Below are 14,343 nucleotides of genomic sequence, written 5' to 3'. Positions count from 1 at the left end.
GGATTGTATGAACGTTGTTATTGGTCATGGATATTCTGCCAGATTCAATTTCGGCAGACGGGCCGATGTTACAACACTGACGTTTATTTTAAAGGCCGAAAGCGCCCTAAATGAGGTTCATTTCAGCCAACCTGAATGGACTAACGCGACAGTTATTCCCGAGGAACACTCAAAACTATTAACGCTCAAAGCCCTGAATTGATTGCCAGGGGATGGTGTGATGCTGTCTACAGATAACCGGTTGTTGACTACAGGCTATTCAGGTGTTGTTACGCGGTCGCAAAGTCAGACGCTTGAAGAAAGCAAAGTTAAGCTTGAGGGAAATAAATTTAACCTCTCAGATGACGAAGATGTTTTTGCTGGTGAGGAGCAGACCGTTGTCCAGCAAGTGATGAATCATCCCTTGCTGGTGCAGGCTTTGGAAAGAATGCCGGACTTTGATCTGCAGACAACCTGCGAAAAAGTCTGTGGTTATGAATATCCGGTCGCAAATATCGACTCCCCCTTTCTGTTCGTTGTTTACTTGATTGCCTATGAAACTGCATCACAGCAGATGGCTGAGACAGCAAGTGAAAATGACGATCAGTTTCTCTTTCCGTTTGTTAACGAACAAAAAATCAGCCATCAATGTCAGTCGCTGTTAAATCAATGGCTTGCTGCATACGCACTATCGCCACAAGCCAGGGAAGCTATGTCACAGTGTTCTGCCTGGGGTCTTGGTTCGCTGCTTAATAGAAATGTTCTGTCATCAGAGCATGCGTTTGTCCTGCTGCTGGATATGGCTGCCCGCGCCGATGTGACCCCCGCGGACTTTATGGCTGGTTTGAAAGTGATTGCTCAATGTCAGTTAACTCCTTTACCAGAGAATTGTTATGACGGCCTTGAAGTTCTGTGTGAAGAAGTTGACCAAGGCCGAGCTTATATGGAACAACTCTCAGAATCCGATCTGGTTGTAACAGAACAAATTCTGGCTAATCACTCTCGCCCTATCACTCGTTATCTTGGTTATTTGCGGAACTCTATTCTTGTGGGTTCATCTTCTCGGCGTGAGGAGCATGAAAAGCAGATCGTCACTATAGAGAAATTGATCGCACGTCTGTGTAGCCGTAATTCGGATAGCCAGAAGGAATTTCATCTCTGGCAACAGGCTCTGTACAGCCAAAGCAATCACCGCTCAGGTGTTCACATAACCCAGAAGACTCTGGCTTCAGTCTGTCTTGGCAAATATCCATTGGATTGCAGTGATGGGGAAACACAGTTGTTTGATCAGATGTATGACTGCTGGCTTGACTTCCGGATGCGGGAAAATCAGCCAACAGATACGGCTACCCATTTGACCTTTCTGCATGGCACAAGGTTATCTGCACTCCATGGGATCTGCGCTTCCGGTCAGATGGTTATCCCCAGTGGTTATCTGGTGGGGTGCGGGTTTGTTCCTCTGGCAGGAGAGTTTCAGGTCTGCTCCCATGCCTCAGTCAATAAAGCCGGCTTATCCGGAGCGGGGCTGGAAAGCCCGATTATGGTCATGGATTATGCCGACAGTGTCCGCTTCGACAAAATTCGTGACCGTATGATTGGCAGGGTCAAGTATGCTCTGAAACGATTGGAAGAGAATGAGAAAGGTAATCAGGAAGTCTATTCCCGTAAAGTCAGCTATCGCTATATGCGCGAGTTCTGCTACGACGATACCTTGTTTCAGTCGCTTGCCTACAGTTATCAGCGTCTCAAGCTATGGTTCCCTGAACAGGCAAAGGAATACTATCCACTGATAGAGAAAGCCTGCCAGATGATTGATGGTTCACTGGCCCATCTGGAAACAATCAAAGAGTACAAAGACTATGTAGATCCGGCCCCTGAAGACTTTGAGGATTTTGCCTACGTCCATCATCGTTGGAAAAATGCCATGCAGGCGATTACCTTTCTGCGTGAGCATTGTCTTGAAAAAAACGGCCTTGAAAAAAACTGCAGTGGAGAAAACAACACCGTTTGTCAGCCTCCAAGCTGGGGCTGCGATGAGGACTTTGGCGTGGTGCTGGGCTCAACCTCACTGCCGGCTGCGCGCAGTTTTAGCCATTTCTATGAGAAGCGTATAGATCGCCCTGTGCAGCTGGGAGCGGACATTGACACTGTATTTTGCGAGCAGAAGCATCAGTCGATTGTTCGTCGCCTGTTACCGAATTCTTCCAGTATACACATTAAAGGGTTTGAAGAGCTTAAAGAGGCTGGTCAGCAGGCGCGGGAGGCTTATAACCAGCAGCTTAAATCTCTGGAGCGCAGAGTCTTTTCTGCCAGAAAGAAAAACAAGCTGAACCGGGTGAGTCAAAAACTAGTGCGGCCTGTTCTTGAGCAGAGCAAGACCTCGCGAAAAACAGCGCAGGTGAGATGCTTAGTTTGATGTAAGTGTTTTTACCTGTTCTTCTCCGTGGTGGTCGCATGAGCCTCTGGCAGGTATGCGAACACTTACGTCTCTCTGTTTTCCCTCATTTTTGCAATTTGCAAGTGCGAAATTCCTATATTGCAGGAGTTTCGTTCTCTGCACTAATATGCGACGCCTGAACAATATGTAGTGTTTAAAATTTCTACGACTACAACATATAGTTTTTCTCTCTTCCTTTTCTGGAGCTGTAAAATGACGGATATCATCAAGCGCGATGGCTCGCGGCAGCCTTTCGATATTCAGAGAATTATCAAGGCTGTGGCCTGCGCCATGAATGATGCCGGCCTTCGAGATGATGATTTTGTCGCGTCTGTGGCTGAGTCCGTCCGCCATGCTTGTGAAGAGAAAGAGACCGTGGATATCTATGATGTCCAGTCTCGTGTTGAGAATATTATGATGCGCAGCCGCTACAAAAATGCCGCGCGCTGCTATATCGAGTTCCGTCGTACCCGCGATCTTGAACGCGAGTCCCGTAATACCCTGAATCAGGAAATCCTCGGCATTATCAATCAGGACAATGAGCAGATCCTGAACGAAAATGCCAACAAGGATGCCAAGATTATCCCGACCCAGCGTGATCTGCTGGCTGGTGTCGTTGCCCGTTACTATGCGCGCCAGCATATTCTGCCGCGTAATGTCTGCGAAGCTCACGACAAGGGTGATATTCACTTCCACGATCTGGATTACTCTCCGTTCTTCCCGATGTTCAACTGTATGTTGATTGATCTGGAAGGCATGCTGTCCAACGGATTCAAGCTGGGCAACGCCGAGATTGAAACGCCGAAATCCATTCTGACCGCGACCGCGATTACCGCCCAGATTATTGCCCAGGTTTCCAGTCATATTTATGGCGGCACCAGCATTAACGAGATTGATCGAATCCATGCGCCTTATGTCCGTAAAACTTACGACAAGCATTTGGCTGAAGGCGTGCGCTGGATTGGTGAGGAAGAGAAGGCCAAAGCCTATGCGATGGAACGGACCGAAAAGGACTGCTTCGACGCTTATCAGGCGCTGGAATATGAGATCAATACGCTGCATACCGCCAATGGCCAGACGCCGTTTGTGACCTTTGGTTTTGGCCTTGGTACCAGCTGGGAAGAGCGTCTGGTTCAGACATCTATTTTGAAGAACCGGATTCGTGGTCTGGGCAAGAACAACAAGACCCCGGTGTTCCCGAAGCTGGTCTTTGCCATTCGCAAGGGTGTGAACTTCAGCAAAGACGATCCGAACTACGATATCAAACAGCTGGCACTGGAATGTGCGAGCAAGCGTATGTACCCGGATATCCTGAACTACGACAAGCTGGTGGAAGTGACTGGCAGCTTTAAAACGCCAATGGGGTGTCGTTCATTCCTGGGCGCGTATGAAGAAAATGGCGAGCTGATTCACGATGGCCGTAACAATCTGGGCGTTGTGTCCCTGAACCTTCCACGTATCGCACTGGAAAGCCATGGTGATGAGCAGCGTTTCTGGGAACTGCTGGAAGATCGTCTGAGCGTTGCCAAAGATGCGCTCATGTGCCGTATTCATCGTCTGGATAATGTCACTGCCAGTGTTGCACCGATCCTTTATGTTGAAGGCGCCTGTGGTGTTCGTCTGAAGCCAACGGATAAGGTCAGTCATATCTTCAAGAATGGCCGTGCCAGTATCTCTCTGGGCTTTATCGGTATCCATGAAACCATCAATGCCCTGTATGGCAATAAAGAAGATGGTCAGCATATCTACGATAACGAACAGCTGCGTGAGAAAGGTCTTGCGATTGTTCAGCGTTTGCGCAGTGCTGTTGAAGAGTGGAAGAAAGAGACCGGCTATGGCTTCAGCCTTTACTCCACGCCGAGCGAAAGTCTGTGTGATCGCTTCTGCCGACTGGATGAGAAGGAATTTGGTGTGGTGCCGGGTGTGACAGATAAAGGTTATTACACCAACTCCTTCCACCTGGATGTGGAGAAGAAGGTGACACCTTACGATAAGGTGGACTTTGAGATGGAATACCCGCATCACGCATCCGGTGGTTTTATCTGCTACGGCGAGTTCCCGAATATGCAGCACAACACCCAGGCGCTGGAAAATGTCTGGGACTATACCTACGACAAGGTGCCTTATTACGGAACCAACACGCCAATCGACAGCTGCTACTCCTGCGGTTATGAAGGCGAGTTTGATGCTACGGCCCGTGGATTCGAGTGCCCATCCTGCAAGAATCGTGATTCCAGCAAGATGTCAGTAACCCGTCGTGTGTGTGGATACCTTGGTCAGCCGAACAGTCGTCCTTTTATCAAGGGCAAGCAGGAAGAAGTGACCCGTCGGGTTAAGCATCTTTAATACATTCCGGTTCAGTCGTTTATGAACTATCACCAGTATTACCCCATTGACGTCGTCAATGGGGAGGGAACCCGCTGCACGCTGTTCGTTAGTGGTTGCGAGCACAAGTGCGTAGGTTGCCATAATGCCAGTACCATCAAGCCTGATTCCGGGCATCCCTACACTCTGGAGCTTGAAGAGCAGATCCTGAAAGATCTGGGCGATCCTCGGATTATTCGCAACGGACTGTCCCTCTCCGGCGGCGATCCTCTTTATCCGGGGAATCTGGAAGCTGTCGGCCGTCTGGCGCGCCGGGTGAAGGAGACTTATCCGGATAAAAACATCTGGATGTGGACCGGCTATGTTCGGGAAGAGCTGACACCAGCCCAGTGGGATGTTGTCGCTTATGTGGATGTACTGGTTGATGGGCCATATATCCAGGCTGAGCGAGATATTACTCAGCCCTGGAAAGGCAGCCGCAACCAGCGCATTCTTCGCCGTGAGGCGGGCGACTTATCCCTTTAGTTTTTATGGCCCTATAGCTTTTATGCAGGCCCGGAAGCGACTGGCAGCTTCTGGGCCGTCCAGCCTTTTATTCCAGCCGACAGATGGCGAATGTTTTTGAAGCCCTGGCTGGCTGCATAATCAGCCGCCTTCATCCAGGCGCTGCATTGTGGGCCTCCGCAGTAAACAACAACCAGTGTGTTCTTGTTATCAGGCAGGTGTTTCTTTTCTGCAATCAGTGCCGGTAGGGAATAAGCGCCTGGCAGGTGATTTTTCTGATACGTATCTTCCCGGTTGGCATCAATAAGAATAACTTTTCCATTGGCCATCTTGTCTCCCAGCTCTTTGAGAGTGATATCGGGAAATCGGTTCTGGTAGATCTTATATTTCTCCGGATCGAGGCGTTTACTGTCTTTGGGGTTGCTTTTGGGCGCATCCTTTACGACTTGTGCGGTTTGAGGCGGGGGAGCCTTTTCCGTTAACTGTTCTGCGCTCACCATAGTGGCAAAAACAAGAGCCAGAAATGTTGTAAAAAGAAGGGCTATAGAGCGGAACGAGGACGCCAGAAAATGCATCAGGCCGTCTCCTGCATAAATGTTGCAGGAGTATAGTCAGCTGCTGGAGAAAACTGTTTTTTCCTGTGACTCTGAAAACGCTTCGCCACAAATGTTATAATCACCGGCTTTCTGCTTTTGATCCCTCTGAGTATCTGCTGTTATGTCTTATTCCTCTCGTTTTGGTGGCATCCAGCGCCTGTATGGGCAGCCGGTCAGCGAAGCGTTGCACAATGCCCATATCTGCGTGATCGGCATTGGCGGTGTCGGCTCATGGGCCGCTGAGGCGCTGGCGCGTACGGGAGTGGGGACGGTGACACTGATTGATCTGGATGATATCTGTGTGACCAACACCAACCGCCAGATTCATGCCCTGAAAGAGACGATTGGTCAGTCCAAGACCCAGGTGATGGCGGAGCGCATGCTGGCGATCAATCCGGATATGACCGTTCATCAAATTGAAGACTTTGTCACCGAAGATAATGTGGCAGAGTATTTGGGCAAGCATTTCGACTATGTTCTGGACGCTATTGATGCGTTTCGGGTCAAGGCGGCGATTATTGCTCACTGCAAGCGGCAGAAGATTCCTGTGATCACGGTGGGAGGTGCAGGCGGTCTGGTTGACCCTCTGAAAATCCGTGTGGCAGATTTAACCAAAACATTCCAGGATCCGCTGGCAAAAAAAGTAAAGGATTTCCTTCGCTACCGATATAACTTTTCCAAAAATACCAAACGCCGTTTTGCTGTCGAGTGTGTGTTCTCTGAAGAGGCTGCTCGTTATCCCCAGCCGGATGGCAGTGTTTGTGAAAAGAAGCCGGGTGCCGAAGGTGAATCCATGAAGATGGATTGTTCCAGTGGCTTTGGAGCCGCTACCATGGTGACAGCCACCTTTGGTTTTGTTGCGGTATCGCGGATCATTGAGAAACTAACCCAGAAGATGAACCGGTAAGGACATCGGTTCAGAGACTTATAATACAGCCGTCAGAGGCTGGAGAGTATTATGGAAAGCAAAAGAGCAATAGCCCGAATTATCGACCTTTATCGCCATCATGGGGCGGAAAGCTACGGAGAAGATATCTCCCAGCTTGATCACGCCCTGCAGGCTGCAGATCTGGCTATTGCCGAGGGTCGTGATAATGAGGTTGTTGCGGCCGCCTTCCTGCATGATGTTGGCCATCTGCTGGAAATTGAGGGCGCGGCACCTATGGGTGACTATGGCACCATGGCTCACGATCTTTTGGGCGCAGACTATCTCCGCAGCTTGGGCTTTCCTGAGCGGGTAGCAACACTGGTGGCCAGCCATGTACAGGCCAAACGCTATCTTTGTGCCATGGAGCCGGGTTATTACGATCAGCTTTCGGAAGCCAGCAAGGAAACCCTGCACTGGCAGGGCGGTGTAATGAGTACTGATGAGGTCTCGGAGTTCAGTTGCCGCAAGGATCTGGATGATGTTATCGCGCTGCGCCGGTATGACGAAGCGGCCAAAAAACAGGAGCAGGCCACCGAAGGTCTGCGCAGCATCGAAGCTGTACTGCAGAGCGTGCTTGAGCGAGAAATCGAAGTCGCCTGAGTACGCCCGTTATTCGGGTGAGTGGGTGCTTATCCGGATATATGTTCCAATTGATTGTACACAGGGTATGGAGGCTGTTACCCGGTAGAAAAATAATAAAAAGCGGCAAGGAGCCACTTTATGAAGTTTCTCTCCTGGTTTGCAGGGCTGCTGGTCCTGTCGATGATCACGGCGTTTACTTTTACTGGTTGGCAGTGGAATAACCTGATTGAAGAACAGGAATCTGTTGATGAGGCCTGGGCGCAGGTGGAAAGTCAGTATCAGCGTCGGGCTGATCTGATCCCGGCTCTGGTCAAAACCGTTCGTGCCAGTGCCGACCATGAACAAACCGTTCTGGTGAACGTGACGGCCCAGCGGGCATTAACTGACTCCCTCGCTCAGGTCTCTGAACTCTCCAAGATGCTGGAAAATAATAAAGCTCAGCCCATCAGCTGGAAGAACAGTGATGGTGTGCAGCAATTGGCCGAACAACAGCAATCGGTAGATCGTGCCCTGAACCATGTTTTTGCAGTGGCAGAAAGTTACCCATTACTGACAGCCTCGGAAAATTTTCTGGCTTTACAGGCTCAGCTGGAAGGAACTGAAAACCGGATCAACATTGCCCGCGTTCGTTTTAATCGTGAAGTGAAAACTTACAACGCAACCCTGAAAGGCTTTCCGGGTTTTCTGCTGGCCCGTTTGGGCGATTTTACTCCCGGTGTTTACTTCAAGGCTGAAAAGGGAAGTCGGCATGCACCGCAACTCGACATCTGACTGGTTGACCTCTGGGGCTATAGCTCTGGTTTTATTGTTTGCAGTTGTGCTTGGAATATTGGCTGTTAGGGCCTGGCAACTGCAACAGACACCGGTACTCGTGGATGATCACTATGGCCTTCTCGATCAACGCGAGCAGAATTATTTAGGTCAATATCATTCTCGGCTGCTGGAACAGTTTGATGTGGATTACCGGATCGTCATTATTCCCGGGCAAGATGATATTGCCATTCTAACTGCAGACCTGTTTCGGGCTATGGACGTAGGGCATTACAGTCAGGCAGGTAAAGGCCTTTTGTTAGTTTTACAGCCTGATGCCGACAAGGTTCGCTTGGAAGTGGGCTACAGTCTTGAACCCATCATGCTGGATGCTTTTGTCGCCTATATCGAAAGTGAGCAGATGGTGCCTTTTTTCCAAAAGATGCGTGTAGCTGATGGCATCGTTGCGACAACAGAACTTATTGTGAACCGTTTCCAGAATGCTGCTGTATCCGTAGATGTCAGTTCTGAACTTTGGGTTAAAGGCAGTGGCGGTGCCGGCGCACAGAGTGAGGCGCAATTAGGGCAAGGTGCTTCAAAAGAGGATTACCAAAACCGAAGTTTTTCGCTCGTGGTGAGAAATGAGCCTCAGGATCCTGTGCTTGCATACATGAGCGCCATGGAGCACCAGGATACCAATCCCACTCTGTCATTTTATACCGCGCAGACGCAGGAAATGCTGAAAGACTGGGTGGTGACTTCATCTCAGATGAAAAACATGTCCCACACTTATAAATCCTGTGGCTCTGCCAATATTATGCTGAACCATGATCACACATTGGGTGTTATGCGTTATCCGGTGGAGCAGAGGCAGTGTTCACCCTGGTTTCTGGCCCGTGAGGGTGATGTCTGGAAGTTGGATCTAACCATGATGCAGCATGCGATTCGCTTTAATGCCAACAACCAGTGGCGGGTGAACCGGGAAGCCTTTCATCACTATTGGTTTGGCTTCTCGGATCTGAATCTCGACCGCAATGGTTATCCCCGAAAAAATAATCGTTCCTATACGTGGGGGCTCACCGTTGTTGATGATCGCAGGGCAAAACCACTGGCCTGGATATCACGGATTATTCCCGGCTCCCGTGCTGAAGCAGCGGGACTGCAACAAGGGGATATCATCACGGCTTTTAACAGTAAGGTACTTGATAATCGAAGAGCCTTCTTTACCCAACTGGATGCGTTGGAGAGTGGTGAGAAATTTAAGCTCTCAATTCAGAGACAGGGGCAGAGACTTGAGCTGGCCATGGTGCAGCCTTAAAAGCTGATTACTGCATCACCCAGAAAAACAAAAAGCCCATCTGTCGATATCAGATGGGCTTTACGTAGATGTCCCGCTGGCTCTGTTTGGCTTACATATTCTTTCCGGCTGCCCTCAGGTTTGCCAGCGTATCTCTGGCATCCTTTAACTGACTTTTCAGTGACAGCTTCTCTTCCAGCAGTTCCTGACGGTTGCTCAAAATGTAAGAGAACAGTCCCAATGCAGTTAACGGACCCGAGAAAGAAAGAGCCGAGTTAAACATGCGAGATCCAAAGCTGGTGCAGCAAGGGAATGGAAACATGCTCGCGCCTAGCATGGAGAGCCCGAGTGCTGAGACCACGGCCATACCTGCAGGCTCAATCAGAGTTTCCGGATCCAGAGCCGGGATGGAATAAGGCAGAGTGTTGGCTGTTGCCAATACTGCGCCGAGGCCGATACCTGGAATCAGGCTGTCCATAATTCCTCGCAATATGGCATTGATCCAGCTGGGGCCGGGGACAACTGCAAAGACCTTATAGAACGAGGGATTAAACAGCCACACCAGCTGAGCGTGAGCCACGCCATAAGCGATAGTTGCCAGTACTGCGCCTGCAGCGGTTTGGGTGGCGACGGAAATGCGTTCCTGACCGGTCAGATCGTCCAGCTGCCGTCTGATGCTATCTATCTCCTGTAGCACCATCTCCTCCGTTACGGTTGTAACAGGCTTAACAGCTGTTTGCTGTTGGGAAGCTGATTGAGCCGGCTTAGCAGCGATGACTGGCACCGGCGCAGAAGCAGCATCAATCTGTGCATGGGAGGCGGTGGCAATGCCAAGTGCCACGGCCAGAAGACCTGTCGAAAGCCTTTTTGCAAAAAACCGTTGAGAGCAGTTGAACATGGGGAAGCTCACCAGCCTGAAATGGCTGATGAGTATAGGTCAGGGCATACGACCGGACGTTGAAAATTGTTACGGATTCCGGTCGTTTTGTTGCCTATGTCTTTCAGGTGGGTTGGGGCTTTGTGACTTACTGTTTCAGGGATGTGACGGGCCAGTTCCGTTCCTGTGCTGTCTTGATAAGACGCTCATCACCATCGACCACGACCGGGTTGCCAACCTTCTCCAGCAGCGGCAGATCGTTCATGGAATCGCTGTAGAACCAGGCCGACTCAAAATCGTGGCCGGGATTGTTATCCAGCCATTGCTGGAAGCGGGTGATCTTTCCTTCCCGGAAACTGGGGATGCCGGATGGGCGACCGGTATAGCGTCCGTCTTTCATTTCCAGATCGATGGCCAGAAAGTCCTCAATGCCAATGGCTGCAATAATCGGTTCCACAACAAAGCGATTGGTTGCGGTAATCACCAGCAGGGCATGACCAAGCTCGCGATGCTTTTGCAGCAGTGCAGCGACCTTAGGCTTTATTAATGGCTTCATGCGCTCGGCAACAAATTCCTCCCGGAGCTGGTACAGGTTTTCCGGCTCATGTTCTGTCAGAGGCTTAAGGGCAAAGTCCAGATACTCATCGAGATTCAACGTGCCCTGTTTGTATTGCTGATAGAAATATTCATTGGCCTTCTGGAACACATCGCTGTCGACCAGTTTCTTTTCAACCAGAAATTCGCCCCAGGCATGATCGCTGTCGGTATCAATCAGTGTGTGGTCGAGATCAAAAATGGCAACGGTCACCTGGTGCTCCCCGGGGAAATAATTATTGTTGGGTAGTTTGTGTTGGCCATCATAGCGGCGGCACACCTTTGTCACCAGAGTTGCTTTGGCAGAATCCGCTCAAATCAAATGCATGAGCAGGGAAATGCTGGCTATAGTTATCGGGTCTTCTGGGGGGCGGGATAATGTCAGCAAGAGTGCAGACATTAATCTGTAAACAAAAAGCAGCAAAAATAGTGCCGCATTTTTTTAATTGAGCTATTCGTGGTTTGCCGAAGTCCCACCCTTGTGGAACAATGCAGGTAATAGACTTTGCCAGGGCAACCACGTGATCGATTCTGATGGATTCCGCCCAAACGTCGGCATCATCCTCGCTAATCAGCGGGGACAGGTGCTGTGGGCCAAGCGGATCGGACAGGATGCGTGGCAGTTTCCCCAGGGTGGTATAAATGGTGACGAGTCACCGGAAGAAGCCATGTACCGGGAGCTTTATGAAGAGATAGGACTGGAACCGGAGGATGTCAGGATACTTGCCTGCACCCGGGGCTGGTTGCGCTACAGGCTCCCGCGGAGGCTGATCCGCAAGGACAGCCGACCGCTGTGTATCGGACAAAAGCAGAAGTGGTTCTTGCTGCAGCTGCTCAGTCCTGATGAACGGGTACGGGTAAATCTTTCGTCCTCACCGGAGTTCGATAGCTGGCGCTGGGTCAGCTACTGGTTTCCGGTCGGGCAGGTCGTCACCTTTAAACGGGATGTGTATCGTCGGGCCATGAAAGAACTGGCTCCCCGGGTTCCTCAGCTGAGAAAGCCGGGGGAAGACGCGGGTACGGAGACTGATGGCAGTTACCAGTAACGGCCAGTCAGAATCCCGGACGAAAGTCTGTACAGGGAGTTTTGGAATCGGGGATAGCAGAGCATGCTGAGCACGTTGCGAAGAATCGTCCAGGAAGTCGGGGCCGCAAGGGACCTCCAGACTGCACTGGATGTTATTGTTCGCAGTGTGAGTGTGGCGATGTGCTCCGATGTGTGTTCCGTTTACCTGTACAACGAAGATACCAACCGTTATACGCTGATGGCCTCGGAAGGCCTGAACCGGCAGGCAGTGGGGCGGGTCACTCTGGGCCGCTCCGAAGGTCTGGTCGGTCAGGTGGGTCTTCGGGAAGAGCCTATCAACCTGGAAGATGCTGCTTCGCATCCGAAATTCCGTTATCTCAAAGAGACCGGGGAAGAGCGTTATCGCTCTTTCCTCGGTGCTCCTATTATTCATCATCGTCGCCTTCTGGGTGTGTTGGTTATCCAGCAGACCAAGCAGCGGCGCTTTGACGAAAGCGAAGAATCCTTTCTGGTCACCATGTCGGCGCAGCTGGCCGGCGTGATTGCCCATGCCGAAGCCACAGGTTCTCTGCATTTTCCCACATCTGCCCATGAACGACCGCGACAGTCCCGGTTTATCGGTGTGGCCGGTGCCCCGGGAATTGCGATTGGCACCGCAGTGGTTCTTGCTCCCCCCGCAGATATCAATGCCGTTCCTGAAAAAGATACCGATGATATTGAACTTGAACTGACCCTGTTCCGTCAGGCGCTGGTCAGTGTGCGGGAGATGATGAGTGCCACGGCAGAAAAACTCTCCGGACAGATTCCGGCGGAGGAACAGGCGCTCTTTGATGTTTACCTGCGCATGCTGGATGACAACGCACTGGGCGCAGAGATTGAAGCGCTGATCAGGAAAGGGCAGTGGGCTCAGGGTGCGTTGAAGGCGGTGATTCTTGAGCATGTCCGCCATTTTGAAATGATGGATGACCCTTACCTGCGGGAACGGGCCACCGATGTTCGTGATCTGGGTCGTCGTGTTCTCGCGGCGTTGCAACAACAGCAGCAGGATGATGTTGCCTGGCCCGACAATGCCATTGTGATCAGTGAGGAGCTGACACCCTCGGTGTTGGGTGAAGTACCCAGGGAAAAGCTGGCGGGGCTGGTTTCCGTGCAAGGCTCCGGTAACTCCCATGTGGCGATTCTGGCCCGGGCGATGGGCGCACCGACTGTTATGGGGGCCGTAGACCTGCCCTGGGATCGGATGGCTAACCGGGAGCTGATTGTTGATGGCAACCTCGGGCGGGTTTATGTTTCTCCGGCACCGGAACTGATCAATCAGTACCGCAGCCTGATTGATGAAGAGCTGGCTTTTGTTGAAGGGTTGGAAAGCCTAAAAGACGAACCCTGCATCACGCCTGACCATTACCGCCTGCCACTCTGGGTAAATACCGGACTGATGACGGATGCCATTCGCTCGCTGGATCATGGTGCTGAAGGTGTGGGCCTTTATCGCACCGAAGTGCCCTTTATGATCCGGGAACGGTTCCCCAGTGAGAAAGAGCAGGAAGATATTTATCGGGAGCAACTGAAGAGTTTTGCTCCCCGTCCGGTCACCATTCGTACGCTGGATATTGGTGGTGATAAATCACTGGGTTACTTCCCGATCAAGGAAGAGAATCCGTTCCTTGGCTGGCGGGGCATTCGAGTGACCCTCGATCATCCGGAAATTTTCCTGGTACAAATTCGCGCCATGCTTAAGGCCAGCGAAGGGCTGGATAATCTGCGGATCATGCTGCCGATGATCTCCGGTGTGCCGGAGGTCGAAGAAGCGCTTTATCTGATTCATCGTGCTTACCACGAAGTGTTAAGTGAAGGCGTGAATATTCAGCTGCCGCCGGTAGGCGTCATGATCGAAGTGCCGGCTGCGGTGTATCAGGTGCGGGAGTTTGCCCGCCGTGTAGACTTTCTCTCCATCGGCAGTAATGACCTGACCCAATATATTCTTGCGGTTGATCGTAATAATCCTCGTGTTGCCGATCTTTATCAGCCTTACCATCCTGCTGTATTGCATGCCCTGCATAAGGTAGTGACCGATGCCCATCTGGAAGGTAAGCCGGTTTCCATTTGTGGAGAAATGGCCGGTGATCCATCCGCTGCCGTGTTGTTGATGGCCATGGGCTTTGATGTGTTGTCCATGAATGCCACCAACCTGCCACGGGTGAAGTGGGCTTTGCGTAATATTCCTCTGACCGATGCCAAGGTGCTGCTGGATGAAGTACTGGAGATGGATAATCCCCGGGTGATTCGCAGTGCCATGGAGCTGGCTTTGCGCCGTCGCGGACTGGATAAGGTCCTTGGCGGTCGTTCGGAAATCAACTGACCGCAGTGCCTGAGAACTGTCCTGTTCAGGCCAGTTTTTCAACCTGACTTCCCGCTACACTGTCCTGATGTCAGGCAGGTGTATAGCT

Annotated in this window: 12 protein-coding genes; 9 read left to right on the top strand and 3 right to left on the bottom strand. The window is 51.2% G+C overall.

What is annotated here, in order from left to right:
* The first annotated feature begins 220 nt into the window (after positions 1-220).
* The 3 genes from EHSB41UT_RS04100 to nrdG all read left to right on the top strand — a co-directional run bounded on the left by EHSB41UT_RS04100 (position 221) and on the right by nrdG (position 5,266).
* Positions 221-2,395, top strand: coding sequence for a hypothetical protein (locus EHSB41UT_RS04100; RefSeq protein WP_087107192.1), 2,175 nt, complete (start codon positions 221-223; stop codon positions 2,393-2,395).
* 234 nt (positions 2,396-2,629) lie between these two features.
* Positions 2,630-4,762, top strand: coding sequence for an anaerobic ribonucleoside-triphosphate reductase (nrdD, locus tag EHSB41UT_RS04095; RefSeq protein WP_087107190.1), 2,133 nt, complete (start codon positions 2,630-2,632; stop codon positions 4,760-4,762).
* A gap of 21 nt (positions 4,763-4,783) precedes the next feature.
* Positions 4,784-5,266, top strand: a complete 483-nt coding sequence (gene nrdG, locus EHSB41UT_RS04090; RefSeq protein WP_087107188.1) for an anaerobic ribonucleoside-triphosphate reductase-activating protein — start codon at positions 4,784-4,786, stop codon at positions 5,264-5,266.
* A gap of 20 nt (positions 5,267-5,286) precedes the next feature.
* Here nrdG and EHSB41UT_RS04085 read toward each other — a convergent pair whose 3' ends face one another.
* On the bottom strand, positions 5,287-5,820 hold the full coding sequence (locus tag EHSB41UT_RS04085; protein ID WP_087107187.1) for a rhodanese-like domain-containing protein: 534 nt from the start codon (positions 5,818-5,820) through the stop codon (positions 5,287-5,289).
* A gap of 142 nt (positions 5,821-5,962) precedes the next feature.
* Between EHSB41UT_RS04085 and tcdA the strand changes: the two genes are divergently transcribed.
* The 4 genes from tcdA (at position 5,963) to EHSB41UT_RS04065 (ending at position 9,419) form a co-directional block, all read left to right on the top strand.
* Positions 5,963-6,748, top strand: coding sequence for a tRNA cyclic N6-threonylcarbamoyladenosine(37) synthase TcdA (gene tcdA / locus EHSB41UT_RS04080; RefSeq protein WP_087107185.1), 786 nt, complete (start codon positions 5,963-5,965; stop codon positions 6,746-6,748).
* A gap of 51 nt (positions 6,749-6,799) precedes the next feature.
* A complete protein-coding gene (locus EHSB41UT_RS04075; RefSeq protein ID WP_087107184.1) occupies positions 6,800-7,369 on the top strand; it encodes an HD domain-containing protein in 570 nt (189 codons plus the stop codon).
* A gap of 120 nt (positions 7,370-7,489) precedes the next feature.
* Positions 7,490-8,122: a LemA family protein gene (locus EHSB41UT_RS04070; RefSeq protein WP_087107182.1), complete on the top strand. Its 633-nt coding sequence runs from the start codon at positions 7,490-7,492 to the stop codon at positions 8,120-8,122.
* A complete protein-coding gene (locus tag EHSB41UT_RS04065; RefSeq protein WP_087107180.1) occupies positions 8,100-9,419 on the top strand; it encodes a TPM domain-containing protein in 1,320 nt (439 codons plus the stop codon). Before EHSB41UT_RS04070 ends, EHSB41UT_RS04065 begins: the two co-directional genes overlap by 23 nt.
* A 91-nt stretch (positions 9,420-9,510) precedes the next feature.
* Here the strand turns inward: EHSB41UT_RS04065 and EHSB41UT_RS04060 are convergent, their stop codons facing one another.
* Positions 9,511-10,239: a hypothetical protein gene (locus EHSB41UT_RS04060; RefSeq protein WP_133060385.1), complete on the bottom strand. Its 729-nt coding sequence runs from the start codon at positions 10,237-10,239 to the stop codon at positions 9,511-9,513.
* 184 nt (positions 10,240-10,423) lie between these two features.
* A complete protein-coding gene (locus tag EHSB41UT_RS04055; protein WP_087107950.1) occupies positions 10,424-11,083 on the bottom strand; it encodes a histidinol-phosphatase in 660 nt (219 codons plus the stop codon).
* A gap of 307 nt (positions 11,084-11,390) precedes the next feature.
* On the opposite strand from EHSB41UT_RS04055, the gene rppH reads away from it, so the two are divergent.
* Positions 11,391-11,915, top strand: coding sequence for an RNA pyrophosphohydrolase (gene rppH / locus EHSB41UT_RS04050; RefSeq protein ID WP_087107176.1), 525 nt, complete (start codon positions 11,391-11,393; stop codon positions 11,913-11,915).
* Positions 11,916-11,978: 63 nt separating this feature from the next.
* On the top strand, positions 11,979-14,255 hold the full coding sequence (gene ptsP, locus EHSB41UT_RS04045) for a phosphoenolpyruvate--protein phosphotransferase (RefSeq protein ID WP_087107174.1): 2,277 nt from the start codon (positions 11,979-11,981) through the stop codon (positions 14,253-14,255).
* Positions 14,256-14,343: the final 88 nt, after the last annotated feature.

Origin of the sequence: Parendozoicomonas haliclonae, assembly GCF_900174585.1 — a bacterium.
GTDB classification, from domain to species: Bacteria; Pseudomonadota; Gammaproteobacteria; order Pseudomonadales; family Endozoicomonadaceae; genus Sansalvadorimonas; species Sansalvadorimonas haliclonae.
This window is presented reverse-complemented; position numbering and strand designations above follow the sequence as displayed.

Coding starts and splice junctions, on each gene's coding strand:
- EHSB41UT_RS04100 (WP_087107192.1), top strand. CDS start 221: ATGCTGTCTACAGATAACCGGTTGTTGACTACAGGCTATTCAGGTGTT.
- nrdD (WP_087107190.1), top strand. CDS start 2,630: ATGACGGATATCATCAAGCGCGATGGCTCGCGGCAGCCTTTCGATATT.
- nrdG (WP_087107188.1), top strand. CDS start 4,784: ATGAACTATCACCAGTATTACCCCATTGACGTCGTCAATGGGGAGGGA.
- EHSB41UT_RS04085 (WP_087107187.1), bottom strand. CDS start 5,820: ATGCATTTTCTGGCGTCCTCGTTCCGCTCTATAGCCCTTCTTTTTACA.
- tcdA (WP_087107185.1), top strand. CDS start 5,963: ATGTCTTATTCCTCTCGTTTTGGTGGCATCCAGCGCCTGTATGGGCAG.
- EHSB41UT_RS04075 (WP_087107184.1), top strand. CDS start 6,800: ATGGAAAGCAAAAGAGCAATAGCCCGAATTATCGACCTTTATCGCCAT.
- EHSB41UT_RS04070 (WP_087107182.1), top strand. CDS start 7,490: ATGAAGTTTCTCTCCTGGTTTGCAGGGCTGCTGGTCCTGTCGATGATC.
- EHSB41UT_RS04065 (WP_087107180.1), top strand. CDS start 8,100: ATGCACCGCAACTCGACATCTGACTGGTTGACCTCTGGGGCTATAGCT.
- ptsP (WP_087107174.1), top strand. CDS start 11,979: ATGCTGAGCACGTTGCGAAGAATCGTCCAGGAAGTCGGGGCCGCAAGG.